Genomic DNA, 23,526 nt, shown 5'->3' with positions numbered 1-23,526 from the left:
GTAATGAAGTTATATGAAGTTTTAGAAGGAATAGACTATGAGATGTTAAGTGGAAGTGATGATTTAGACATAGAGAGTTTAACTTGGGATTCTAGGGATGTAGGCGAAAATTCACTTTTTATCGCTGTAAGAAATAGAAATGTAGATAGACATGATTTTGTATTTGATGCAGTAAGTAGCGGTGCTATAGCCTTGATGGTAGAACATGAGATTAATGGTATACAAAATAATATTGCAGTAATAAAAGTAAAAGATGCAAGAAGGTCAATGTCGCTAGCAGCGCAGAACTTTTATCATAGGCCTATAAGTAGATTAAAGACTGTTGGTATAACTGGTACAAACGGAAAAACTTCTGTGAGTTATTTTGTTTCAAAGATACTCGAAGTATTGGAGATAAAATGTGGAGTGATTGGCACTATACAAAATACTGTTGGCATACAAAAAATAAAGATTAAAAAGTTAAATCCAACTACGCCGGATGCAATAGAGCTTCAAGGAACATTTGCAGAGATGTTAGAACTTGGAGCAACCCATGCAACCATTGAAGTTACATCTTCAGCTTTATCTCAAGATAGGGTCTATGGATGTGCATTTGATATTGCTGTATTCACTAATCTAACGCAAGATCATTTAGAAGAACACGGCACTATGGATAATTATAAAAATGCTAAATTGAAACTATTTAGTATGTGTAAGAAAGCAGTGGTAAATATAGATGATTCATTTTCAAAGGATATCTTAGCTACTGCAAATTGTGAAATAATAACTTATGGTATTGATAAAAATTGTGATTTTAGAGCAACAGATATTGAATATACAAATTGTGGCGTGAGGTTTAATCTTCAATATAATTATCAGGCAAGAAAAGTAGAGCTTAATATACCAGGAAGGTTTAGTGTATATAATGCGTTGGCAGCAATCGCAAGTTGTTATAGCCTAAATCTTAGTATTGATGACATTGTAAATGCAGTTAAAGAAATAAAAGGAGTACCGGGAAGATTTCAAGCTATAGAAAATAGCAAAGATATTTTAGCAGTAGTAGACTATGCTCATTCACCAGATGCTATTGAAAACATACTAACTTCAGTTAAAGAAATCACTAAAGGCAAAATAATTACAGTGTTTGGGTGTGGTGGTGATAGAGATGCTAGTAAAAGACCGTTGATGGGAGAGGTTGCTGGTAAGCTAAGTGACTACTGCATAATTACTTCTGACAATCCTAGAAGCGAAGAACCAGCTTCAATAATTAATGATATTGAGAAAGGTCTACTTAAAACTGGATGTATGTACGAAAAGATAGAAGACAGAAAGCAAGCAATCTTCAAAGCACTTAATATTGCGGAACCTAAGGATGCAGTAATAATTGCTGGCAAGGGTCATGAAAACTACCAGATACTAAAGTATGAAACTATACATTTTAGTGATGAAGAAATAGTTAGGAACTTTCTTTAAAATATTAATTCTATTGGTGAGTTTTAGGTAGAGCTGATTTCAACAATAGTCTTGAACATGATCTAACTGTTAAATATAGTATTGAAAATTAATACAGTAAATTAAAAGGAGTTATAGATTATGAGAAGTCTTTTTAAGAATTATAAGATGTCTTTAATGCTTATATTATCAATATTATTAGGAGGTGCTGTTGGAGTAGTATTAGGACCAAAAGCTAAAGTTTTAGAACCCTTTGGACAAATATTTCTAAATCTAATGTTTACTATAATCGTTCCTTTAGTTTTTTTCAGTGTAGCATCTGCTATAGCAAATATGAGTGGTGTAAATAGATTGGGTAAAATAATGATAACAATAATCTTAGTGTTTATATCTACAGCAATTATCTCAGGTGTATTAGCTATAATAGGATCGCTTGTATTTAATCCAACTAAAGGATTAAACTCTGATACAATTAAAAATATATTGTCTCAAGGGGGAGCTGATATTAGTAAAAGTACTGAGAACATTTCATTATCACAGCAGCTAGTAAAGACCTTTACTGTTAGTGACTTCTCGGAGTTGTTTTCAAAGAATAATATGCTTCAAATTATAGTCTTTTCTGTATTTTTTGGAGTAGCCACAACGTTAGTTGGAGAAAAAGGGGAAGTAGTAAGAAAGTTTATTGATTCAGTAACAGCTATAATCATGAAAATAGTTAATATTATTATGTACTATGCTCCAATAGGGCTTGCATGTTATTTTGCTTCTGTGGTAGGGCAATTAGGAACACAAATCTTACAGGGATATTTAAAAGTGTTTTTATTATATTTAGGATTAACAATAATAAATTATTTTATATTTTTTAGTGTATATTCGTATATTTCATCTGGAAAAGAAGGTTTTAAAGCTTTCTGGAAAAATGTAATATCACCAACAGTAACTGCTCTAGCTACTTGTTCAAGTGCTGCTTCTATACCGGTTAATCTTGAAGCTACAAAAAAGATAGGTGTACCTAAGGATATAGCTGAAACAGTAATACCTCTTGGAGTCAACACTCATAAAGATGGATCTGTTATTGGTGGTGTTTTGAAAATAATATTTCTATTTGGATTATTTGGGAAAGATATTAATAGTATACAGGTATTATTATCAATATTAGCCGTTGGTTTTTTAGTAGGAGCTGTTATGGGGGCAATACCAGGCGGCGGAATGATTGGAGAAATGCTTATAATAAGTATCTATGGATTCCCTATTGAAGCACTACCTATAATTGCTGTTATTAGTACAATTATTGATGCACCAGCAACAGTATTAAACTCAACGGGAAATACTGTATGTGCAATGTTAGTTTCAAGATTTGTTGATGGGAAAAAGTGGCTAATGAAGGTTTGATTGAAATGGTGAACTTATTTAGTAAAATGTAAAAGATAGTATCTGAATAAAAATTAATTACAAATTTTAAATTTATATATTTTTAATAATCATCTCCTTTAGATACAATCAAATTGAAGGAAATGATTATTTTTTTGTCTCATTGAATATGGTAAGTTAGCCATATTACAAGGTTGTAGGGGTGATCTTAGAAACGAGATTTTTTTTGATATGTATATTATAAAACTGAAAGATAAAAAATGGTAATAGAACACCCTCATAGATATTAAAACAAAAGTCCTGGTATAGTTTTGTTCATTTTAATAAAGTTTAAACTAAAGGATGTTAATTCATGAAAAAATGATATATAATGATTTTACAACAGATTATTTTAATTAAATATGAAATAATTTAATTTTTAGTGTATTAACTAGGGGGAATGAACTGATGGTCACAAATTGCTTTATTAAACCTTTAATTGAGCAGAGGGCAGATCCTTATGTATACAAGCATACAGATGGATATTACTATTTTACAGCTTCTGTACCGACTTATGATTATATTGAGCTTAGAAGAGCTAAAACTATAGATGGACTAGCTTTGGCAGAAACAACAAAGATTTGGCAAAGACGCGAGTCTGGAGTTATGAGCGAGCATATATGGGCACCTGAACTTCATTATCTAGATGAAAAATGGTATGTGTATTTTGCAGCTGGAGAAAAAGAAGATGTGTGGAAGATACGCCCTTTCGTTTTAGAATGTACGGGAGATGATCCGATGAAAGATTCTTGGATTGAAAGAGGAATGATGCAGAAGGCAGAAGTAGATCCGTATTCGTTTACAGACTTTTCTCTAGATGCTACAGTATTTGAAAATAATAGTAGAAAATATATTGTTTGGGCTCAAAAAGTAGGTGGAGAAGGTGGTATTTCTAATTTATATATAGCAGAAATGGAATCTCCTATAAAGTTAAAAACTGTACAAGTACTTTTAACAACTCCCGACTATGATTGGGAAAGAGTAGATTATTGGGTAAATGAAGGCCCAGCGGTAATCAAAAGAAATGGAAAGATATTTATAACCTTTTCAGCAAGCTCTACTGGAGCTGCATATTGTATGGGATTATTAGAAGCTTCAGATGCTTCAGATTTATTAGATCCACAGTCTTGGAGTAAGACAAGATATCCGGTTTTCTCAACTTGTCCAGAAAAAAATATATTTGGACCTGGTCATAATAGCTTTACGGTTTCAGAAAATGGAGAAGATTTAGTTATTTATCATGCTCGTCCATACGAAAAAATTGTAGGAAATCCTTTATACGATTACAATCGTCATACCATGGTAATGAAACTGAAATGGGATGCAGAAGGAAGACCAGTTTTTGATTTAGAATAAACCAATAAAACTTTAATAAAGGCGCTGTTTAAGCACTATGTTGAAATTAAATAGTTAGCCATCCAATGCCTTAATAAACTATGTTACCCAATCTCTTATTAATAAAAAGAAGTTCTCGATGATTGTCGAGAACTTCTTTATGTTTAAGGATATTAAAAAAAAGGTTTGTAGAGGCACCATCTTACAAGTCTGTGTAAGAATGTTATAATTATCTAAATTGAAGATATGTTATATGATCTGTGAGAATTAATAACTATATATAATCTTTTATTGGAGGAGTAGATGATGTTTACTGAAACTGAACAAAAAGTATATGATATTTTAGATTTACTAGAGATCAAATATGATAGACATGAACATGATGCTGTGTACACTATAGAAGAAGCGAATAATTTAGGTATACATATAGAAGGTCAACTCTGTAAAAATCTTTTTCTTAGGAATAGAAAAGGTGATATTCACTATCTTGTTGTTCTTGATGAAACTAAACAAGTAGATTTAAAATCCCTAGCAAAACAGATTGGAAGTAGTAGTTTATCTTTTGCTTCAGTGGAAAGATTATTTAAATATTTAGGACTTAAGCCTGGATCTGTAAGCCCTTTTGGAATAATAAATGATACTGAAAGTGAAGTTGTAGTTTTAATAGACAGAGATATAACTAATGCTGAGATAGTGTCCTTCTATCCTAATATTAATACTGTTACTATAGGTGTATCATACCTAGATTTTGAGAAGTTCATCAAGTGGAAGAAGAATCAGATACTTTATGTAGATATAGATTAGAATATCACTTATAGTTTTTTACATAACCATATGAAAGTTTGTTAAAGTTAGGCAGCCGATGCTTTAATGAGCTAATGGAAGGAGTATAAAAAATGCTAACACACAAGGGGACACAGTCTTTAGAGACTGATAGACTTTTATTACGTAGATTTAAACCAAGTGACGCGGAATGTATGTTTAAGAATTGGGCAAATGATAGTGAAGTGTGTAAATTCTTGAGTTGGAATCCCCATAAAGATTTAAGTGAGACAAAGCAGATAGTTGAAAGTTGGGTAAATGCATATAGTAGTAATTATTATAATTGGGCAATTGAATTAAAGTCTAATAGTGAGATAATCGGTCAGATATCACTAATGAGTTTGGATGAAAAACATCTTTCTTGTGCTACTGGGTATAATATAGGAAGAACATTTTGGGGAAAAGGATTTATGACAGAAGCGTTAGATGTGGTTATTGACTATTTGTTTGAAGAGATTGGCATGAACAGAATAGAAGCCAGGCATAATACTCTTAATATAGCCTCTGGAAGGGTAATGCAAAAGTCAGGAATGAGCTTTGAAGGAATATTGAGGCAGGTTAAAATCAATAAGTATGGAGAATTTTACGATTTAGCAGTATATTCAATACTGAGTTCTGATTTAAAGTTTTGATAGTTGAATAGAATAGATAAACTATAATTTAGTTCACAATAGTAAAAAAGACTCATAAAAGCGAGTCTTTTTATTTTGGCAAAAACTTACCTGTTTTATTTGCAGATTAGCATTTTACTAGATATGTTTAACGAAATATATCAGAAAATCTGAAATGTCAATAGTTCCCTAGTAAAATATATAGTATAATTGTTTTGGTTAAAATTTTAATTTTAAGTTATTAGCTAAAATAATAATAAATATTATTATATATAAATTTAAATAATTGAAAATCCAGCAAAAGAGAGGTTATTTTATGAAGTTAATATCCTATGATACAAGAGATGATGAAAGAAATGATTTTGATGCAATATCAAAAAAACTTAAAGTAGAAATAACTTTAGTAGATGAGAAATTGAATGAGAAAACTGCAGAACTAGCTAAGGGATTTGACGGTGTGACTATTTTAGGACACAGTCATGTAACTCCAGCAGTTTTGGATAAATTAGATGAATTAAATATCAAGTATATTGCTACAAGAACTGTTGGATATAACAATATTGATGTTGAATATGCAAAAAGTAAAGGCATAAGAGTTAGTAATGCTTATTATGCGCCAAACGGTGTAGCTGACTATACTATAATGCTTATACTTATGTGTATAAGACATTATAAACAAGCTATGTTTAGAGGAAATGTTAATGATTACTCCTTAGTAGGACTTCAAGGAAAAGAAATGAAGGATCTAACTATTGGGGTAATTGGTACTGGAAAGATAGGAGCGACGGTAATTGACGGACTAAAAGGGTTTGGTTCTAGAATATTAGCTTACGATAAATTTGAGAATGACATAGTAAGAGAAAAAGCAACTTATGTGGATTTAGATACATTATATAAAGAGTCTGACGTTATAACTCTTCATACACCGTTATTAGAAAGTACTTATCACATGATAAATGATGAATCTATAAAGATGATGAAGGATAATGTGGTTTTAATTAACTGTGCAAGAGGGGAATTGATGAATATTCCAGCCTTGATTAACGGTATTGAGACTAGAAGAATAGGTGCGCTAGGGCTAGATGTTTTTGAAAACGAAGAAGGAATATATCATATAGATAGACGTACAGATATTATCAGCAATAGAGACATGGCTTACTTAAGACAGTTTCCAAATGTAATAATGACGCAGCATATGGCTTTTTACACTGATGCAGCGGTTACAAGTATGGTAAATAGCGCAATTACTAGCTTAGTTTCTTTCATCAATGCTGGTGAAAGTGATTACGAGATTAGATAAATATGTGATACTTCAATCAAAAAATATTGAGTTTAGCTATTTATAAAATGTATATTTGCTGACAGATTTTTCTCATGTACATTCGGAAAGACAGATGCATAAAAAGAGCTCGCTGAAGAAGGTTGCTTCAGCGACTTTTTTTATTATACAAATAATCTTAATATCATATATGTAAAGCGTTATTAATAAACAGTATCCTTAGCTCAATACTGATATACAAAATTATAACAATATAAAAATTTAAAAATATATAGGAATAATGCGGGTTTTGCACAACAATGTAGTTTTCTTATGCTATAATATTTGTAAATAATCACTAAGTATAAAACGCTTTCAGATTGCAAATGGATAATGCTTGCTAAATAGTGCAGAAAATGCAAGGTAATATAAATTACATCTTGTTATGATAGTAAATGAAGGGGAGATGGAGATGGATTGGCTAGAAAAAATGAATAGTGCTATAAGTTATATTGAAGTTAACTTGACAAATAATATTGCTTATAGTGATGTAGCTAAAATAGCATGCTGTTCAGAATATCATTTTCAAAGAATGTTCTCATTTATAACTGATGTAACTTTAGCAGAATATATAAGGAGAAGAAGACTTACTTTAGCGGCTTTGGAACTTCAGGGCTCAAGTATAAAAGTAATAGATGTTGCCTTAAAGTATGGATATGAATCTCCTGAAGCCTTTACCAGAGCTTTTAAAAATTTACATGGAGTTTCACCAACCTTTGCTAGAGAAAAGGGAACTCAGCTAAAAGCATATCCATCTATTTCTTTTAGTATATCAATAAAAGGAGATGTAGAGATGAATTATAAAATAGTAGATAAGGATTCATTCAAATTTTTTGGAGTAGAAGAAGTCATGGATACAACTAACGGGAATAACCTAGTTAGGATACCTAAGTTGTGGCAAGAATGTTTTAAGGATGGAACAATAGAACGCTTAGTAAAAGCCCAGCCAAAAGAGCTTGTAGAAGATGGCTTTGTTACTGACGTAAATGGAATCATGTGTTACAGAGAAATTGGTGAAGAGACTTTCCCATACATGATAGGTGTATTTGATCTGGATGGCAATGCTGAGGTACCAGGTGAATTTTCAGTTATCTCTGTTCCGGCATTAACATGGGTAATTTTTAGAACTGATGAACACAAAAGCTCAGAGGTTGTAGAAAAGATTCAAGCAATATGGGAAAGAATTTTTTCAGAGTGGTTCCCAAGCTCAGGATACGAACATGCAGAAGGACCTGAACTTGAAGTATACTATACTGCGGAAGGTGACAGAAATTACTCTGAAGTGTGGATACCAGTAGTTAAGAAGCATGCTTAATTTGGATTTGGAAATTTAATATAGTATAAAAGTTTAAAAAAGAAGATGCTGGTGTATCTTCTTTTTTTACTATAAAGGAACCACCAATGAATGCAAAGCCTTCACAAAAGTAGAATAAAAAAGAGCATGTCTTTTCAGTAGGAAAGTGTAAAACTTTTGTACTCGATAAATCTACATATTTCAATGCTTTTATAAGTTTTAGCTATACAGTAAAAAATAAAACTTATTCGCCTTCCATATTTTTCTCATATACATTGGGAAAGGCAGATGTATAAAAAATGTAATGACTTTACTAATTTATATATATCGGAAAATCTCCACAAGACGTGAGTTTTAGCAATTATAAATCAAATTATAATATAGAGCCTTATGAATATATTTTGAGTTATTAAGTGCATATAATTTTTAGAATTAAGTGAATAATAATAAAATAACAATATGTTTTAAAGTGAACAGGAGTAATCTTTTATGATTTGACTTGTAAATATAGAAGGAGTGTTTTTATTAAAACCGCGAGAGGAGTAAATAAATACAGCGTTTTAGCTTATTTATTATGTAAAGATATGTTCAAGCCTAAAAGAGTAATATTTGAGAAAGATTCACTAGAATATGATATGGGGAAGCACATTCTTGATAAATTTAAGCATAATACCCATGTGGAAATTATAAATTTAAATTCTAATAAAATAAAACAACATATACCAGGTGAAGACATTTCATCCCAATATAGTGAGGGTAAAAGAACTATGGTTATTGGAACTAAGAAAAGTTTAAAGTTTCAATCTTGTAAACCTTCAGCTCATTATCAGCTCCCTTTGGTGTCTGGATGTATGGGACAATGTGAATATTGCTATTTAAATACAAAACTTGGTGATAAACCGTTTGTAAAAGTTCATGTAAATATTGATGAAATTCTAAGTCAAGCTCAGAAATACATTGATGAGAGGTCGCCTGAAATTACCATATTTGAAGGATCAGCAACCTCTGATCCAATCGTTGTAGAGCCATACACTCATTCTTTAGAGAAGGCAATAACCTACTTTGGCAAAAGTGAAAATGCTAGATTTAGATTTGTAACAAAATATAATGATGTAGATTCACTGCTTAAGTTAGAACATAATGGACACACAGAGATAAGGTTTAGTATTAATACAAACACTATTATAAATAAATTTGAGCATATGACAGCTTCTAGAGATAAGAGAATAGAGGCTAGCATGAAGGTGGCTGAAGCGGGATATCCTACAGGATTTTTAATTGCACCTGTTTTTATATATGAAAGTTGGAAAGAAGAGTATCATGACCTATTGGTAGAATTAAAAAGTAAGCTTCCAAAAGATCTAAAGTATCCAGTAACCTTCGAGGTTATATCACATCGTTACACAACTACAGCTAAGAATATAATACTGCAAGTGTTTCCAACCAGTGAACTTCCTATGAATAATGAGGAAAGAAGTTTTAAATACGGACAATTTGGTTATGGAAAATATGTTTATCCTAAAGAAAGTTTAAGTGAGATAAAGGAGTTTTTTAAGAAAGAAATAGAGGAATTATTTACTAACAAAGAAATTAAATATATTATATAATCTATATAAGGATAAGATAGATATATTTATCTATATGAGTATTGATTTGTAAATTACCAAAACAAATTAGATGCAAGATTGTATGTTTTTATATCATTCTTATTTATAAATTAGTGTAGTGAAAGGTGTAAAAATGGAAGACGTCAAAAAAACTATAGAATCAATTGATGAATATATTTTAAATTGTCCACAAGAGGTTCAAGAAGTTCTTAAAAACTTAAGAAAAGTAATAAAAGAAGCGGCACCAGAAGCAACTGAAAAGATTAGTTATCAGATGCCTACTTTTTTCCTCCATGGAAATTTGGTTCATTTTGCAGCTTTTAAAAATCATATAGGTTTTTATCCTACCTCTAGTGGAATTGAGGCTTTTCAAAATGAACTAACTGGGTATAAAAATTCTAAAGGTGCAGTACAATTTCCTAAAAGTGAACCACTTCCTTATGAATTAATAAGTAGAATGGTTAAATACAGAGTGGTTGAAAACATAAAGAAAGCAGAAGAAAGAGTAATTAAGAAAAAGAAGTAGTTAATGAAAAGTAGTCTAGAAAATTACTGAATAAATTGTACGTAATATAGTACGATTTTTACCATTTTAATATTAACTATATAAAAAGAGATTAATATAATAATCTCTTTTTTGCTGTGTAGGAAATTATAAGATTTTGATGCTATCTAAATCTAGTAATTTCAAGTGTGTACCATAGCTTTTTATAACATCAGTAAATATAACTTATTTAACTGTTCAATTTTACTCATCCTTATTAAAATCATTAAGAAGATCAACAAAGCTTGCAAGTTTAGAATCATCCCAATTTGATATACGTTCATAAAAAGCAGATTCTTTTTCTTTTAGAGCGCCTATAGTTTTTTGTCTTCCTAGTTCAGTTAAAGATAGCAATACACCTCTGCGATCCTCAGGAGAAGATTCACTACTTACATATCCTAATTTTTTTAATTGATTAACAAGACGACTCACTGAGCTGCGGTCCATGGCTGTTGATTCTGCTAGAGCGGTAGCGCTAGTTGGCCCGTATGTGAACAGCCATCGTATAAGAAGAAATGATGCAGGCTGCAAAGAGTTATCAAAACATGCTGCAGTTCTCACATTCAGTGCATGAGAGGCGCTTAGGAGCATATTTAATTGTCTACCTAACTTTGCTTCCAAATCTAATCTTTTATCATTTTGTGTTGTAATAGTTTTATCCATAATTTACCTCGTATAAATTAATAAAATTAATTGACATATATCAAATAAAAACATATAGTTGACATATATCAAATATAATTCTTTGAAGGCTATAAGTCAAGGAAATATGGAGGAGATTATTATGAAAAAGCAATCTATAATTGTATTAACTGGTGCCACAAGTGGTCTTGGGCAACTGGTTGCAACTGAATTAGCAAAGAGAGACTTTCACCTTGTTTTGACTGCTAGGAGTAAAAGTAAAGCGGAAGAAACTAAGAGTATGCTAAAAAGTATAAATCCAGAGGTGAAGGTTGATTTCTTTTATGGAGACTTGTCATCAATGAAAGATGTAAAAAGAATAGGAGATGAGATTAGTAATACATATTCAAGTATAGATATACTTATAAATAATGCAGGGTTACATGCCTTTGAGCAAAGAATAACTGAAGATGGCTTTTCAGAGATGATAGCAGTTAATTATTTAGCTCCTTGGTTATTGACTCACACATTGCAGAAGATATTAAGAAATTCGGGAGCAGCTACAGTGGTGAATGTAGCATCAGAGGCATCACGTAATCATGGAAAACTTAAACTCCCTGAGGATTTAATGGATACATCTACCTTTACTGCAAGAGAATCATCTTCACTTTATGGGAAAACTAAACTACTTGATATTATGTTTACGGGAGAACTTGCACGTACGTTTTCAGGGACTGGGGTTACAGTAAATGCTCTTAATCCGGGATTTAATGTCACAGGACTAGGCAGAGAACTTGCTTTTGCCTCAGTGCTTGAACGCATTTTAAACTTTTTACATATAGGAGACCCGAAAAGAGGTGCCGACATAATAGTTAGAATAGCCACAGAATCTAAGTATAAAGAGGTAACTGGAGGATATTTTAATGTAGGTACTGGTAAATCTATTAATCCTATCTATCCTTGTGGAGATGAGGAGATTGAAAAGAAGCTCTGGGCTTATACTGAAGAAATATTTAAATCAAGAGGATTACTGCAGAAGTAAAATTTTACATATAGACCAAGAAAAAAGTTTAATATAATTCACAAATGTATTGAGTTTTATGTTATCTTTATAAATACATGGATTGTATTTAAAGAGGTGATAAGATGAAGCTAGTTTTAGCCAGTGATAAATTAATAGGTGAGGTTTTAGCGAATCCTATATATACTGAAAGTGGTATAATGTATTTAAATAAAGGAAATAAGATAACTTCTCGCGCTATTTTTATGCTGAAAAAAACAGGGGTTGCTACAGTATATATAGAAGATGGAAATGATGAATTTGATTTACAGGAGGTATTGGCGACTCCTGCAAAGTTCGAAGCAGTAAAAGCTTTAAAGTTAATATATGATGAGGCAAAAAGCAGAGAGTACATAAATGAGATGAAGGTGTCTCAAGTTGTTAAAGAAATTATGGAAAATATAAACTTATCAGAAAATGCTGCATTGATAAGTAATATAGTGCCAAATGATGAGATTTCTAGATTAGCAATCCATTCGTTAGATGTTGCGACTCTATGTCTAATGGTTGGCATTAGAAAAAAATATGATGAGAAAAAGATATTAAAGCTAGGTATTGCAGCTCTGCTTCATGATATAGGTAAGTTATTTACAAGTGAAAAGCATCATGTAAAAAAAGCACAAGAGATACTAAAAAGAAATCCATCCATTATGTCAACAACGTATATGGCTGTTTATTATATGTATGAAAGAGAAGATGGGTCAGGCCTGTTTGGAGCAATTGGAGAGAAGATTCATGAATTTGCCAAGATACTTGGCATATGTAATGATTATATAAACTACATAAGTGGAGAAAAATCAATTCTTCCTCATGTAGCTATAGAGAAGATTACAACCGAAGCAGTAACCAAATATAGTGAAGAAATCTACAAGGATTTTTTGCATTCAATATACTGCTATCCAAATGGATTGCAAGTTAGGCTAAATAACGGACTTACAGGCTTAGTGGTTATGCAAAATAAAGGTGCCACAACTAGACCGGTGCTAATAGTTAAAAATGATGAAGGATATAGATTCTGTAACTTGATTGAAGCTGAAAATCTTACGCTTTTCATTGAAGAAGTTATTATATAAAGATGGACAACATCAATTTGAAAATATAAATTTTATTATGAAGTATTACATCCGTATAAATATAAGTGAAGAAAAATTGAAAATCATTATAATGATTATGGGAAGGAGCTTTTAAGATATTATAAAAGTTCCTTCCTTTAAATATATGTAAGCTGAATTTATAGTTTCTACGGCTATCTCTTACCTTGTTATATATCATCTTTAAGAATATTTGTATTTTAATAACTATTAAAGCACCGTATTTAATCTTCTCCTTCACAAGCTTTTAATTTTAATAATATTCTTAAACATATATATATTTTAGAATGTTTTTATTTCGTAAAAATCAGCATAATAACTATTAATAGTGTAGGAAATTAACCCTATAAGCATTATCTAAATATATAAGAGTTTAGGAGATATGTATAATGGGATTGGTAGTTGAGACTAAATACGGAAAAGTAGAAGGTTTTAGTGAAGAGGGGATTAATAAATGGCTTGGAATTCCCTATGCTAAACCTCCTATTGGGAAATTAAGATTTAAAAGGACTGAAAAATGTGTTCCTTGGGCTGGGGTAAAAGAAACTAAAAACCATGGTAATAAGCCGCACCAATTTCTAGATACTAAATTAACAGATATTCCTGCCAGTGAAGACTGCTTATTCTTAAATATATGGGCGCCACGAGAGGCGAAAGATTTACCTGTGTTTGTATGGATTTATGGTGGAGCATATAGCATTGGTGAATGTTCAGATCCTAACTATGATGGAACTAACTTTGCAAAGGATGGAGTGATTTACGTTGCCTTTAATTATAGACTTGGTGTTTTAGGCTTCTATGATTTTAGCATATATGATGACAGCTTTGATTCTAATTGTGGAGTGGCTGACCAAATAGAAGCACTTATTTGGATTAAGGAAAACATTGCTACCTTTGGAGGAGATTCAAATAACATTACAATAGCAGGCGAGTCAGCAGGTGCTGCCTCAGTAATAAATATGTTAGCTGCACCAAAATCAAAAGGCTTATTTAATAAAGCCATTGCTGAGAGTCCTATACCTGGATGTGTTCATAATCACTATTCTACAAAGCTGAACATGAATTTATTTTTAAAAGTAACGAAAATAGCACCAGGTGAAGTTTATAAATTAAAAACTCTTCATCCAGACGAAATGAAGCATGCTGCAGAATATTTGCTTTTTAATAATTGCAACTTGTACCCAGGAATATTCTTGCCAGGCCCGGTAATTGATGATTTAATTCCAGAGCATCCTATAGATGCCATTTCCAAGGGGTGTGCAAAAGATATTAAGTTGATTATCGGAACAAATGATGATGACGGAGCTTTGTTTGTAAAAGTGGAAGCTACAATGTTTCCGAGTAGCTGGGAGCAGGTTAGAAAAATGCTTGAACTTAATCACTGCATTGATAAACTTGAAGATTTACACCAGCTATATGATGGACTTTCTGAAAACAAACAGATGAAAGAATTGGCTAAAGATAGAGCTTTTTTAATAGATTCAATTAAAGTGGCTGATAGGCAGAGTGGTTACAATAGCACTTGGATGTATAGGTTTGACTATGCGCCTATATTAACTAGATTAGTTGGATTAAAGTCTGTCCATGGTGTAGAAGTTCCTATTGCATTAGATAATCTAGGTAGGGGAGTTATTCGTAGATTTTGGAAAGGAGCACCAAAAAAGGTTATGTATAAACTTAGAGATGATATGCATACTGCTTGGGTAAACTTTGCAAAAAATAGTGATCCTAATAGGGATTTAGATATGTATTGGCCCAATTATAATGCTGAAATTCGTGCTACTTTTATATTTAATGAAAATAATAGAGTTGTTATGAATCCTAGCGAGAAAAACTATGATGTTTGGAATGATATTAAGTTATATATTGATTAAAACATTTCTTCCGAGAAAAATAATTTAATTCTAATAGCTCGCTCATATAGAATCTCCTGCATTAACATTTAATTTCAACAATATTCTTAAGCATAGCCTCTATGTTAAAGGATATATTTAAAAAATAAATAAAGGGAATTAATCTTAAGTTACAACTTAAAAATTAATTCCCTTAAATAATCCTACTTATCTAATTTGTTTGACACTTCATCGATAAGTGCTTTTCTATCTTCACCTAAAAAGTTAACTAGTTTTGTAGGCATAAATCCATTCTTGTATATTCTGTCCTCGTTCTTTTCTATTAGAGTAAGAATAGTACTTTCAAACTTCTCATAAGTAGTTAAGCCCTCTCTGTATGAATCAACTACATCTAATAACTTTGTTGCTAATTCTTTAGGGTTTTTGTATACTGCTTTCATTGTTATACTCCTTCTTATATAGATTATGTATTTGCTGATAACCCCCTATAATAAACATAAGATTATTATCACACTACATATTCTTAAATATTACATAAATATGATACATTGTTTATGTATTTATTGCAAATAAAAATCAAAATTAATTTATAGAAACTTGAAATGTTTATTTTGTTGTAATGTCTTATTCACAAGTTTGTAATATTTTCTTCACAATTTTGTAATATTATGATACAATTTTACATACTACATAAAATATAACAATTAATGTAAGTATAATATACCATAGATAAAGGCAAATCTATTGAAAGGTAGAGACGCAAAGCTACGGGCCTAAGGTTATTTAACTACGGCAGCCGGGTTACCTAAATTGTATAGCTATAAGCTTTTTCTATAAGCTTACTTTCTTTAATAATAAAAGTGGTCTATATCTATGGAATTGTTTGGGGGTGTTTAACTTCAAGAAATAATACCATAGATTTTTTATTTTGGATTATTATTAATGTAAGGGGAGTATAAAATGAAAAAAAGAAAAAACTTTAGCATAGCCATCTTAGTTATGTTTTTAGTGCAATTGATTTTTGGTATGGGGGTATCGAAAGAGGTAAAAGCAGAAGAAGTTAATTCATCTGTGCCTCAATTCTTAGATATAAGAAAAGAAACTGTAGATTTTGCTTATCAATATAAAGATAAAACTATTATTAATAATGCAGTGATTATTGACAATAATATTAAATTTTATGTTGAAGAAAATGGTAAAAAGCATATAATATCAGAAGATTTTAATCTTATAAGGTTTCTAGACTTTATAGGGATATATAATGATAACGCTTATGTAGTTTCAAATCAAGATAACAAGAGATCAATATATAAAGTTGATTTAAATACATATAAAATGGAATATGTAAAAGAAGTACCATCCTATAAAGACGGACAAGCTTATATAACTCACATAATAATTGATTCAAATGGTGTATTCTGGTATGAGGCGGAAGAGCACAACATTCCAATATATGATTCTAATGGAAGAATACTAGACAATAAAGCAAAAGATATAATATTTAATGATAAAGGCTTTTCATTCGAAGCTGAAAAGATACAAAAAGGAGACCAAAACTACGACAGCTTTGGAGGTCTTATAGAAGCATCTGATGGTAGTATGTGGTTTTCTAGGACAGTTACTTCAGGTACAGATAATAAAGTTTATAAAATTTCAAATGGAAAAATAGAAAAAGAGTATTTAGTAAACAGCGCTGTTCCTATGGCTATCTATGAAATTTGCCCAGGAGATGATAATACATTAACCTTTATAGCAGGAAAATTGGGAAAGATTACAGATGGACGTATTACAGAAGAAAAAATGTTAGTTCAGAAATACAAAATTAATAATGATACACTTCAACTAGTAAAGGAATTTGAATTTCCAACAACATACTTTTTTGCAACAATTGATATTAACAGAAATGTATGGATAAGTCAGAATGGGGATATTTTTAAGTTGGAAGGTAATGAACTTCAAAAGAAGTATGTTGTCGATAACTTTATGAAGCCTATTAAAGTTTATGATGATAAGCATATGGTTGCTTACGGTATAGTAGGCATGGGATATACACCAATATCTATTTCAGATCCAGCCGAAAAACCGTTAGATAACAATAATACCAATACTAGTCAGAATAGCGGAACTAATTCAGGAAATAATACAGTTTCTAGTAACAATGGTACAACTGCAAATAATAATTCAACGCCACAAGATACCAATAAAGAAAAGTTCAATGTGGATGTTAAAGGTACAAATGCTGTATTAACTTTAGATTCTAAGCAGATATCTAAAGACTCTGAAAATACAGTAGTTCCAACACTAGCAAGTAGTGTGCAAACTATCGAAACAAAGTTTGATGCTTTAACTACCAATGGGGGAAAAGGTAGTGTAAAAGTTAATGCAAATAATGTTAGTTTAGTACTTCCATTTTCAACTATAGACTATACAGGGGTAAACAACGGGGATTATGTTAAGTTTAGTGAGGCGATTGTAAAAAATGATTATTCTTTAAGTTCAATCAAGGATATTGGAAAGCTATTTGATTTTAGTCTTGGTATATATAGACAAGATGGAACTAAGCTAAAAGATATTCACAGCTTTAAAAATGGAAAAGCAACTATATCAGTAAAGATTACAAATGATGAAATTAAAAATTTAGATATAAATAAGCTTTCAGCTTTCTACTATAATGAAAATAATAAATCATGGGAAAATGTAGGAGGAAGTTATAATAAAGAAACTATGACATTTACTTTTCAAGCAAGTCACTTTAGTAAGTATACTATAGCTCAAATAAACGGGACTCTCCCTCAAACTGGTGCGGTAATAGACTCTACCGGTATAATGCTAGCTGCATTAATACTTATATTAATGGGAAGTACTGTTTTAATGAGAAGAAACATATCTAGAATAAAAACATCGAATAGATAAAACATTTAGTTATGTATCTAGGAATGAGAGTATTAAAAATACTCTCATTTTTTTATTTAATGAGATTTTCTTTGAAACTAGTCTATCTAAAGATGAACAACTTCGATCCGAAATCGTTCATCTATATTTTTCATAATAAATGTTTACGTATGATACACTACACACTGTTCCTAGGGGGAAAGGGGCATATAAATCCACTATAGTCTAGAAGTATTGATATCTACTTAAACCGTTGATTTACTCCAAAATATGTACATATTATATGCCAAATTGATAAGCGAATATTATTATCAATAATACACAAAATAACTTTAAATTCTAAATGGAGAGGTGTCTTTAATGTGAGCATTTTTTCAAAAGATAATAATAATTCAAAACCTCGGTGTGATGAAAATAAAGATAAAAAAGTAGAGCGGCAGCCATTAAGTAAATCTCTTTCGGATAATTTAAGCACAGTGCGGAATTTGTTTTCAAATTGCAGTGACGTGGTGTATAGAGAGTTTGTAATAGATTCAATTAAGCTTCCATCAGCACTGATTTTTATAAACGAACTTGTGGATACTCAGCTAATTAATGAAACTACCATAAGATCTATTATGAATATGAGGCCGATGAATTCACTAAATACAGACTCTGGCAATATAGTAGATACCATTAAAAATCGGTTTTTAAATACTGTTAATGTAAGTGAGATAGTAGATACTCATGAACTTGAAGAAGGTTTACTAAATGGTAGTGCGGTATTATTAGTAGATAAAGAAGATAAGGCCTTAAAAATTGCTATTCCTGGATTTAGAGGAAGAGATGTATCCGAACCAACTATTGAAAAAGTTATAAGAGGCCCCAAAGAAGGGTTTACAGAGAATATAAGTGTAAATACTGCAATGCTTAGAAAAAAAATAAAATCTTCTAAATTGAAATTTGAGAACTCTGTAGTAGGTAGACAAACAAAGACAATAATTCATATTACGTACTTAGAGGATGTTGTTGATGAAAAGGTACTTAAAGAACTTAAATATAGACTTAGTAAAATAGACGTAGATGCTATTCTTGAGAGTGGGTATATAGAACAATTGATACAGGATACTACAAAGACCATATTTCCACAAATTCTTCATACAGAAAGACCTGACAGAGTAGCTGGAGCTATCTTGGAAGGTAGAATAGCATTACTAATAGATGGCACCCCATTTGCATTAATTGTTCCAACAACTATGATTCTCTTTTTACAGACTAGCGAAGATTACTCAGAAAGATATATTATTGCCTCATTCATTAGAATTGTAAGATTTGTGTTTTTTATAGTTTCATTATTATTACCTGGATTATATGTAGGAATTGTTTCTTATCATAAAGAAATGGTTCCTACTGCATTACTTATAAGTATAATGGAATCTGCTAAAAGAGTTCCCTTTCCAGTACTTGTGGAAGCATTAATTATGGAGGCTACTTTCGAGGCACTGAGAGAAGCAGGAATAAGATTACCCATACCTGCAAATCAAACAGTTGGAATAGTTGGAGCACTTGTAATTGGAGATGCTGCAGTTAAAGCAGGCATGATTTCTTCTATTATGGTTATTATTGTTTCGATAACAGCTGTTGCTTCCTTTGGTATTCCATCTTATGACATGGGGTATTCAATTAGAGTTTTGAGATTTGTGATTATATTCCTTGGGGGATTATTTGGTTTATATGGAATTTTGCTTGGACTTCTTGTAATATTTATTCATTTAGTATCTTTAAGGTCTTTTGGGGTAAATTATCTTTCGCCAATTGCACCAGTAAATTTAAATGAGCTTAAGGACTCGTTTATTAGATTCCCTAGGTGGGCAATGATCAAGAGACCAGGTTCTGCAAATGAAAAAAATCGTCAAAGGCAGATTAGTGGGTTAAAACCTGGACCATCAAGGAATGATGATGAGGGGTTGAGTAAAGAAGATGAAAATCAGAAATAAATTTATATTAGTCAATGCATTAGTTTTTCTGTTGTCCACAGTACTGACTGGCTGCATTGACAAAACTGAGCTGAATGAAATTGCGCTTGTTATTGGAATGGGAATTGATAAGGATAAAGATGAAAACTCCATTCTTGTGACATTAGAACTGGCTAACCCAACTACTACAAATAAAGAATCTAGCGACTCGCCAGGGAGAGCAAATAGCTCAATTTTACAAACAAGTAAAGGGAAAAATTTTTCGGATGCTTTACAAAATTTCACCCAAATTAGTTCATTAGCTATAGACTTTACACATATTCAAGTCATTGTTATGTCAAAGGAGTTGTGTTCTGAAGGGGTTGCAGGAGTTGTAGATTATGTTTCAAGAGATCGACAATTTAGAAATTTAGACTGGATCTTTATGGCCGAAGATAGCGCCTACGAAGTTTTGAAAACCAAGATGTCTAATGATGACATTACATCTTTAGGTTTAGCAAATATGATGAACAAATTAAGAAAGAATGGGTCAATACTACCAGTTGATTTGAACAGATTTATCATTGGCTTTCAAAGTCAAGCAAAAGCAAGTTTGGCACCTGTTGTAAGAGTAGAAAAAACAAAGGATGAACAAAAAGGAAGAATAAAGATTGAGAAGACTGCTGTATTTAAAAATGACCGTTTAGTAGGTGTATTGACAACTGAAGAATCTAAATATTTAGCATGGTTTTATAGAAAAATAAAGGGCAATTTAGTTGTTTCACCTATTACGTCAAATACAAATAAAGAAAATATAGTTGTTCAGATTTTCAAAGAAGATACTAAAATTGAAACAAAGATAAATGAAGGTGATATTAGTTTTGAAATTAAGTGCATGGCAACCGCTGAAATAAAAGAAATGAGTAATCTTAAATTAGATTCATCGGTAATAAGAAGAATAGAAAATAACACCGGGCAGATATTAGAAACTAAGCTAAGTGAATTAATAAATAAGTGTCAAACCAATCTTAATGCTGATGTAATTGGATTTGCTGAAATTATATATAATAATAATCCTGAAAAGTGGGAAAGTATGAAAAAAGATTGGGATAAAATATTCCCTACAATGAAATATAAAGTTAGTTTCGATGTAACTTTAAAAAAGGTAGGAATGACTAAAGATTCTCCTATTGACAGTATTGAGGAGGGGAATATTAAATGATGTTTTTTGTAATTATTTTAGCTATTATAATTGGGGTTATAGAATGCATCCCATTAGTTAAAAGAGGATTGAAAAAAGAGATGTATGTAGTAGTGTTTATGTTATTATTTGCAGTGAGTATTCAAATCCTTAGTAAGAATAAACTTTTTAAATTAAAGGATTTAATAGAAAGTGTTCTTGAACCTATCGGGAGAGCACTTTTTAAGGAAATGTAAATATAGAATGGAGTTGTATAAGGTTGGAGGAAAAAGGAATTATTAATACCAATCAATTTATTTGGTTACTTTTTTGTATAATAACCTCTTTCACAGTTTTACATACACCTGGAATATTGATTGTTCAATCTGGTAGAGATGCTGTCCTTTCAATAATCTTAGCATGGATATTAGATGTACTTTTAGCTGTGGTATATGCATATATGGGTATTAGATTTCCAGGTCAAAATATGGCGCAATATAGTATGACTATATTAGGCAAAGGATTAGGGAAAGTTGTAGGTATGATGTTTCCACTTTTCTTTTTCCTGGTATCAGTTTTATTACAAAGTGGCTTTGCTATAATGCTTCATGTTGCTTTTTTTCCAAAGACTTCTATTGAAATGATTCTTCTTTGCTCTTCAATTACGGTAGCTTATGCTGTTCTTAAAGGAGTTGAAGTTATGGGAAGAGTATGTGAGTTTTTTGGTCCTATATTTTTAGCAAGTCTAATATTATTATTTGTGCTTGTTATTCCAGACTTACATTTAGAAAATCTTAAACCACAGCTTGAACATGGATTTTACCCAACTATTTCTGGTTCGATACTTATTATATCTTTTATTGGGATTTGCATCATTATGGGGTTGTACATACCAATTTGCGATCGCCCTGAGAATGGATTTTTTGCGAAATTTTCAGCAGTGAGCATGGGGGGCATTACAATATTACTAATAATTGTTGCAAGTATAGGAGTTTTTAGTATATCACAAGCTAAAAATATGTTTAGCCCAAGTCTTAGATTAGCAAGATATGTACATATAACTGTATTTATAGAAAGATTAGAAGTGATCTGGTTAATGATTGCAATTGGTGCATTAATTATATCTGCAGCTGAAATGATATGGGCATTTTCCCTGCAAACTGCACAAGTGATAGGATTAAAAAGTTACAAACCTCTTATTTTACCCTCTATATTGGTTTCTTTTGTTTTATCAGCGACTTCCTTCAGAAACAGTATTGATTTATTTGATTTTATAAACTATAGCTATCCAATAATTGCAATGTTTGTTGAAACAGGTTTGGAAATGTTTTTGTTTTTTGCTGCATTAATTTTAAAAAAAAGGGGATAACTATTGCTTAGAAGAAGAATCTTTATCTATAGTATTTTTAACTTTATTTGTATATTTATCAAAAAGGTATTTTTGAAACAAATAAGCAGTTATACATCCAATTATAATTAATGTTGTACCTATAATCAGAGAGAGTAAGTTAAGTAACCCTATTTTATTCATATAAGTCCTCCTAATATTGTAAAATAATATAATATTATAATTTCCGTTTTATACTATTTTTATTTATAAAAAAATAAGCAGGCTAAAAGGCTTCATTAATTAACCTGCTTATTTTTAGATTATATATTTTAATGAGAATTATAAATAATATATTAAGTGTCAATATAGCATACGTATGATATAGCTTTTTATATCATCATTTAAGACCGTTTGGAATTTGATTTGTCAGTAACTTTTGGGGAGCCTGTTATTTTCACTTTAGGCTTTTCTCTTTTTAGTGTTTCTTCAAAATGTTTAATTTCTTTTATATGTTCTCTATGGATTGATACATCCTCCAGCGCAACCCTATGCTTAGTGAAATCAACTCTTTCTTCATTTAAAGGTATTCTGATGATTTGTGGTGGAGTATTTTTTAGCTTTCCGGTAGAAGAGTTAAAGGTTCTTTTCTCTATTACCAGTTCTTCACGCTGAATAGGAATAGTAAATGTTTTTTCTACAGTCACAGTTTCTCTATGAGTCTTTACATCACCAGTTTTCATCCAGGTTTTAGCAATATTAAGCTGTTCTTCTTTAAGTTGTAGAGTTTCAGTTCCTATATCTTTATAAGTCATATCTTTTGATAGTGTTAAACCGTCATTGTATGAACCTGTTCTTTGAGTTGAAATGAATTCAATAAAGTCTCCTGTGAGACCACCAAGAATAACTCCCCATAACAAACCTGTAATAATCTCGTTTAGTGGAATAAATGCAAATGTAGAATTTAAAGCTGATATAATAAAAAGTCCTGATCTATCTAAAAAACCAAGTATTATTCCACATATACCACCAATTATCATTCCTAAAGTGATCCCGTTATATACTTGTGTATTTCGATGTTCTGTTGAAGTGTTTTTTTCCATAACTTTACCTCCAATTTATTTATAGGAACATTTATAGAAACCTAAATTATGTCTGTATAAAAGTTGTGAATCAGAAATATCTAACAAGACCTA

Annotated in this window: 21 protein-coding genes and 1 riboswitch; of the genes, 17 read left to right on the top strand and 4 right to left on the bottom strand. The window is 31.0% G+C overall.

The features are described from left to right. The first annotated feature begins 3 nt into the window (after window positions 1-3). The 9 genes from OCU55_RS08920 (at window position 4) to OCU55_RS08880 (ending at window position 10,354) form a co-directional block, all read left to right on the top strand. Window positions 4-1,452, top strand: a complete 1,449-nt coding sequence (locus OCU55_RS08920) for a UDP-N-acetylmuramoyl-L-alanyl-D-glutamate--2,6-diaminopimelate ligase (protein WP_261851954.1) — start codon at window positions 4-6, stop codon at window positions 1,450-1,452. A gap of 120 nt (window positions 1,453-1,572) precedes the next feature. Further along, window positions 1,573-2,823 (top strand): dicarboxylate/amino acid:cation symporter, encoded by a 1,251-nt coding sequence (locus tag OCU55_RS08915; protein ID WP_261851953.1) that lies wholly within the window; start codon window positions 1,573-1,575, stop codon window positions 2,821-2,823. A 426-nt stretch (window positions 2,824-3,249) separates the two neighbouring features. Further along, a complete protein-coding gene (locus OCU55_RS08910) occupies window positions 3,250-4,197 on the top strand; it encodes a glycoside hydrolase family 43 protein (RefSeq protein ID WP_261851952.1) in 948 nt (315 codons plus the stop codon). Between the two features lie 285 nt (window positions 4,198-4,482). Next, window positions 4,483-4,980: a prolyl-tRNA synthetase associated domain-containing protein gene (locus OCU55_RS08905; RefSeq protein WP_261852206.1), complete on the top strand. Its 498-nt coding sequence runs from the start codon at window positions 4,483-4,485 to the stop codon at window positions 4,978-4,980. A 92-nt stretch (window positions 4,981-5,072) separates the two neighbouring features. Next, the gene (locus OCU55_RS08900) at window positions 5,073-5,630 is read left to right on the top strand and encodes a GNAT family N-acetyltransferase (RefSeq protein WP_261851951.1); all 558 of its coding nucleotides are present in this window, start codon (window positions 5,073-5,075) and stop codon (window positions 5,628-5,630) included. A 295-nt stretch (window positions 5,631-5,925) separates the two neighbouring features. Then, window positions 5,926-6,909 carry a D-isomer specific 2-hydroxyacid dehydrogenase family protein gene (locus OCU55_RS08895; protein WP_261851950.1) on the top strand — a complete coding sequence of 328 codons (984 nt, stop codon included), beginning with the start codon at window positions 5,926-5,928 and terminating at the stop codon, window positions 6,907-6,909. A 430-nt stretch (window positions 6,910-7,339) separates the two neighbouring features. After that, window positions 7,340-8,242, top strand: coding sequence for an AraC family transcriptional regulator (locus OCU55_RS08890; protein ID WP_261851949.1), 903 nt, complete (start codon window positions 7,340-7,342; stop codon window positions 8,240-8,242). Between the two features lie 563 nt (window positions 8,243-8,805). Then, window positions 8,806-9,828: a spore photoproduct lyase gene (splB, locus tag OCU55_RS08885; RefSeq protein ID WP_261852205.1), complete on the top strand. Its 1,023-nt coding sequence runs from the start codon at window positions 8,806-8,808 to the stop codon at window positions 9,826-9,828. 133 nt (window positions 9,829-9,961) lie between these two features. Further along, window positions 9,962-10,354, top strand: a complete 393-nt coding sequence (locus OCU55_RS08880; RefSeq protein WP_261851948.1) for an iron chaperone — start codon at window positions 9,962-9,964, stop codon at window positions 10,352-10,354. Window positions 10,355-10,576: 222 nt separating this feature from the next. Here the strand turns inward: OCU55_RS08880 and OCU55_RS08875 are convergent, their stop codons facing one another. Then, window positions 10,577-11,035, bottom strand: a complete 459-nt coding sequence (locus OCU55_RS08875) for a MarR family winged helix-turn-helix transcriptional regulator (RefSeq protein WP_261851947.1) — start codon at window positions 11,033-11,035, stop codon at window positions 10,577-10,579. A 121-nt stretch (window positions 11,036-11,156) separates the two neighbouring features. On the opposite strand from OCU55_RS08875, the gene OCU55_RS08870 reads away from it, so the two are divergent. The 3 genes from OCU55_RS08870 (at window position 11,157) to OCU55_RS08860 (ending at window position 15,018) form a co-directional block, all read left to right on the top strand. Continuing rightward, a complete protein-coding gene (locus OCU55_RS08870; protein ID WP_261851946.1) occupies window positions 11,157-12,035 on the top strand; it encodes an SDR family NAD(P)-dependent oxidoreductase in 879 nt (292 codons plus the stop codon). Window positions 12,036-12,139: 104 nt separating this feature from the next. Then, window positions 12,140-13,126, top strand: coding sequence for an HD-GYP domain-containing protein (locus OCU55_RS08865; RefSeq protein WP_261851945.1), 987 nt, complete (start codon window positions 12,140-12,142; stop codon window positions 13,124-13,126). Window positions 13,127-13,533: 407 nt separating this feature from the next. Then, complete coding sequence (locus OCU55_RS08860) at window positions 13,534-15,018, top strand: carboxylesterase/lipase family protein (protein ID WP_261851944.1); 1,485 nt, start codon at window positions 13,534-13,536, stop codon at window positions 15,016-15,018. 182 nt (window positions 15,019-15,200) lie between these two features. Here the strand turns inward: OCU55_RS08860 and OCU55_RS08855 are convergent, their stop codons facing one another. Then, window positions 15,201-15,437 carry a TIGR04540 family protein gene (locus OCU55_RS08855; protein ID WP_261851943.1) on the bottom strand — a complete coding sequence of 79 codons (237 nt, stop codon included), beginning with the start codon at window positions 15,435-15,437 and terminating at the stop codon, window positions 15,201-15,203. 284 nt (window positions 15,438-15,721) lie between these two features. After that, window positions 15,722-15,806, top strand: a riboswitch (cyclic di-GMP riboswitch). Window positions 15,807-15,957: 151 nt separating this feature from the next. Here OCU55_RS08855 and OCU55_RS08850 point away from each other — a divergent pair. From OCU55_RS08850 to OCU55_RS08830, 5 genes are all read left to right on the top strand, one after another. Further along, a complete protein-coding gene (locus OCU55_RS08850; RefSeq protein WP_261851942.1) occupies window positions 15,958-17,910 on the top strand; it encodes an LPXTG cell wall anchor domain-containing protein in 1,953 nt (650 codons plus the stop codon). Between the two features lie 341 nt (window positions 17,911-18,251). Next, a complete protein-coding gene (locus OCU55_RS08845) occupies window positions 18,252-19,865 on the top strand; it encodes a spore germination protein (protein WP_261851941.1) in 1,614 nt (537 codons plus the stop codon). Then, window positions 19,849-21,045, top strand: coding sequence for a Ger(x)C family spore germination protein (locus OCU55_RS08840; RefSeq protein ID WP_261851940.1), 1,197 nt, complete (start codon window positions 19,849-19,851; stop codon window positions 21,043-21,045). Before OCU55_RS08845 ends, OCU55_RS08840 begins: the two co-directional genes overlap by 17 nt. Next, window positions 21,042-21,260, top strand: coding sequence for a hypothetical protein (locus OCU55_RS08835; protein ID WP_261851939.1), 219 nt, complete (start codon window positions 21,042-21,044; stop codon window positions 21,258-21,260). The genes OCU55_RS08840 and OCU55_RS08835 overlap by 4 nt, the downstream gene beginning before the upstream one ends. Before the next feature lie 23 nt (window positions 21,261-21,283). Then, on the top strand, window positions 21,284-22,372 hold the full coding sequence (locus tag OCU55_RS08830) for a GerAB/ArcD/ProY family transporter (RefSeq protein ID WP_261851938.1): 1,089 nt from the start codon (window positions 21,284-21,286) through the stop codon (window positions 22,370-22,372). Here the strand turns inward: OCU55_RS08830 and OCU55_RS08825 are convergent, their stop codons facing one another. Both OCU55_RS08825 and OCU55_RS08820 read right to left on the bottom strand, forming a co-directional pair. Continuing rightward, window positions 22,373-22,534: a hypothetical protein gene (locus OCU55_RS08825; RefSeq protein WP_261851937.1), complete on the bottom strand. Its 162-nt coding sequence runs from the start codon at window positions 22,532-22,534 to the stop codon at window positions 22,373-22,375. Window positions 22,535-22,734: 200 nt separating this feature from the next. After that, window positions 22,735-23,433, bottom strand: coding sequence for a YsnF/AvaK domain-containing protein (locus OCU55_RS08820; protein ID WP_261851936.1), 699 nt, complete (start codon window positions 23,431-23,433; stop codon window positions 22,735-22,737). Window positions 23,434-23,526 lie beyond the last annotated feature (93 nt).

Origin of the sequence: Clostridium folliculivorans, from assembly GCF_024341905.1 — a bacterium.
Taxonomy (GTDB): Bacteria; Bacillota; Clostridia; order Clostridiales; family Clostridiaceae; genus Clostridium_AR; species Clostridium_AR folliculivorans.
The sequence above is the reverse complement of the archived record's forward strand: the minus strand, read 5'-3'. Positions and strand labels throughout refer to the sequence as shown.

What these genes read in the sequence shown, in the direction of transcription:
- OCU55_RS08920 (WP_261851954.1), top strand. Translation starts at nt 4, where the DNA reads ATGAAGTTATATGAAGTTTTAGAAGGAATAGACTATGAGATGTTAAGT.
- OCU55_RS08915 (WP_261851953.1), top strand. Translation starts at nt 1,573, where the DNA reads ATGAGAAGTCTTTTTAAGAATTATAAGATGTCTTTAATGCTTATATTA.
- OCU55_RS08910 (WP_261851952.1), top strand. Translation starts at nt 3,250, where the DNA reads ATGGTCACAAATTGCTTTATTAAACCTTTAATTGAGCAGAGGGCAGAT.
- OCU55_RS08905 (WP_261852206.1), top strand. Translation starts at nt 4,483, where the DNA reads ATGTTTACTGAAACTGAACAAAAAGTATATGATATTTTAGATTTACTA.
- OCU55_RS08900 (WP_261851951.1), top strand. Translation starts at nt 5,073, where the DNA reads ATGCTAACACACAAGGGGACACAGTCTTTAGAGACTGATAGACTTTTA.
- OCU55_RS08895 (WP_261851950.1), top strand. Translation starts at nt 5,926, where the DNA reads ATGAAGTTAATATCCTATGATACAAGAGATGATGAAAGAAATGATTTT.
- OCU55_RS08890 (WP_261851949.1), top strand. Translation starts at nt 7,340, where the DNA reads ATGGATTGGCTAGAAAAAATGAATAGTGCTATAAGTTATATTGAAGTT.
- splB (WP_261852205.1), top strand. Translation starts at nt 8,806, where the DNA reads ATGTTCAAGCCTAAAAGAGTAATATTTGAGAAAGATTCACTAGAATAT.
- OCU55_RS08880 (WP_261851948.1), top strand. Translation starts at nt 9,962, where the DNA reads ATGGAAGACGTCAAAAAAACTATAGAATCAATTGATGAATATATTTTA.
- OCU55_RS08875 (WP_261851947.1), bottom strand. Translation starts at nt 11,035, where the DNA reads ATGGATAAAACTATTACAACACAAAATGATAAAAGATTAGATTTGGAA.
- OCU55_RS08870 (WP_261851946.1), top strand. Translation starts at nt 11,157, where the DNA reads ATGAAAAAGCAATCTATAATTGTATTAACTGGTGCCACAAGTGGTCTT.
- OCU55_RS08865 (WP_261851945.1), top strand. Translation starts at nt 12,140, where the DNA reads ATGAAGCTAGTTTTAGCCAGTGATAAATTAATAGGTGAGGTTTTAGCG.
- OCU55_RS08860 (WP_261851944.1), top strand. Translation starts at nt 13,534, where the DNA reads ATGGGATTGGTAGTTGAGACTAAATACGGAAAAGTAGAAGGTTTTAGT.
- OCU55_RS08855 (WP_261851943.1), bottom strand. Translation starts at nt 15,437, where the DNA reads ATGAAAGCAGTATACAAAAACCCTAAAGAATTAGCAACAAAGTTATTA.
- OCU55_RS08850 (WP_261851942.1), top strand. Translation starts at nt 15,958, where the DNA reads ATGAAAAAAAGAAAAAACTTTAGCATAGCCATCTTAGTTATGTTTTTA.
- OCU55_RS08840 (WP_261851940.1), top strand. Translation starts at nt 19,849, where the DNA reads ATGAAAATCAGAAATAAATTTATATTAGTCAATGCATTAGTTTTTCTG.
- OCU55_RS08835 (WP_261851939.1), top strand. Translation starts at nt 21,042, where the DNA reads ATGATGTTTTTTGTAATTATTTTAGCTATTATAATTGGGGTTATAGAA.
- OCU55_RS08825 (WP_261851937.1), bottom strand. Translation starts at nt 22,534, where the DNA reads ATGAATAAAATAGGGTTACTTAACTTACTCTCTCTGATTATAGGTACA.
- OCU55_RS08820 (WP_261851936.1), bottom strand. Translation starts at nt 23,433, where the DNA reads ATGGAAAAAAACACTTCAACAGAACATCGAAATACACAAGTATATAAC.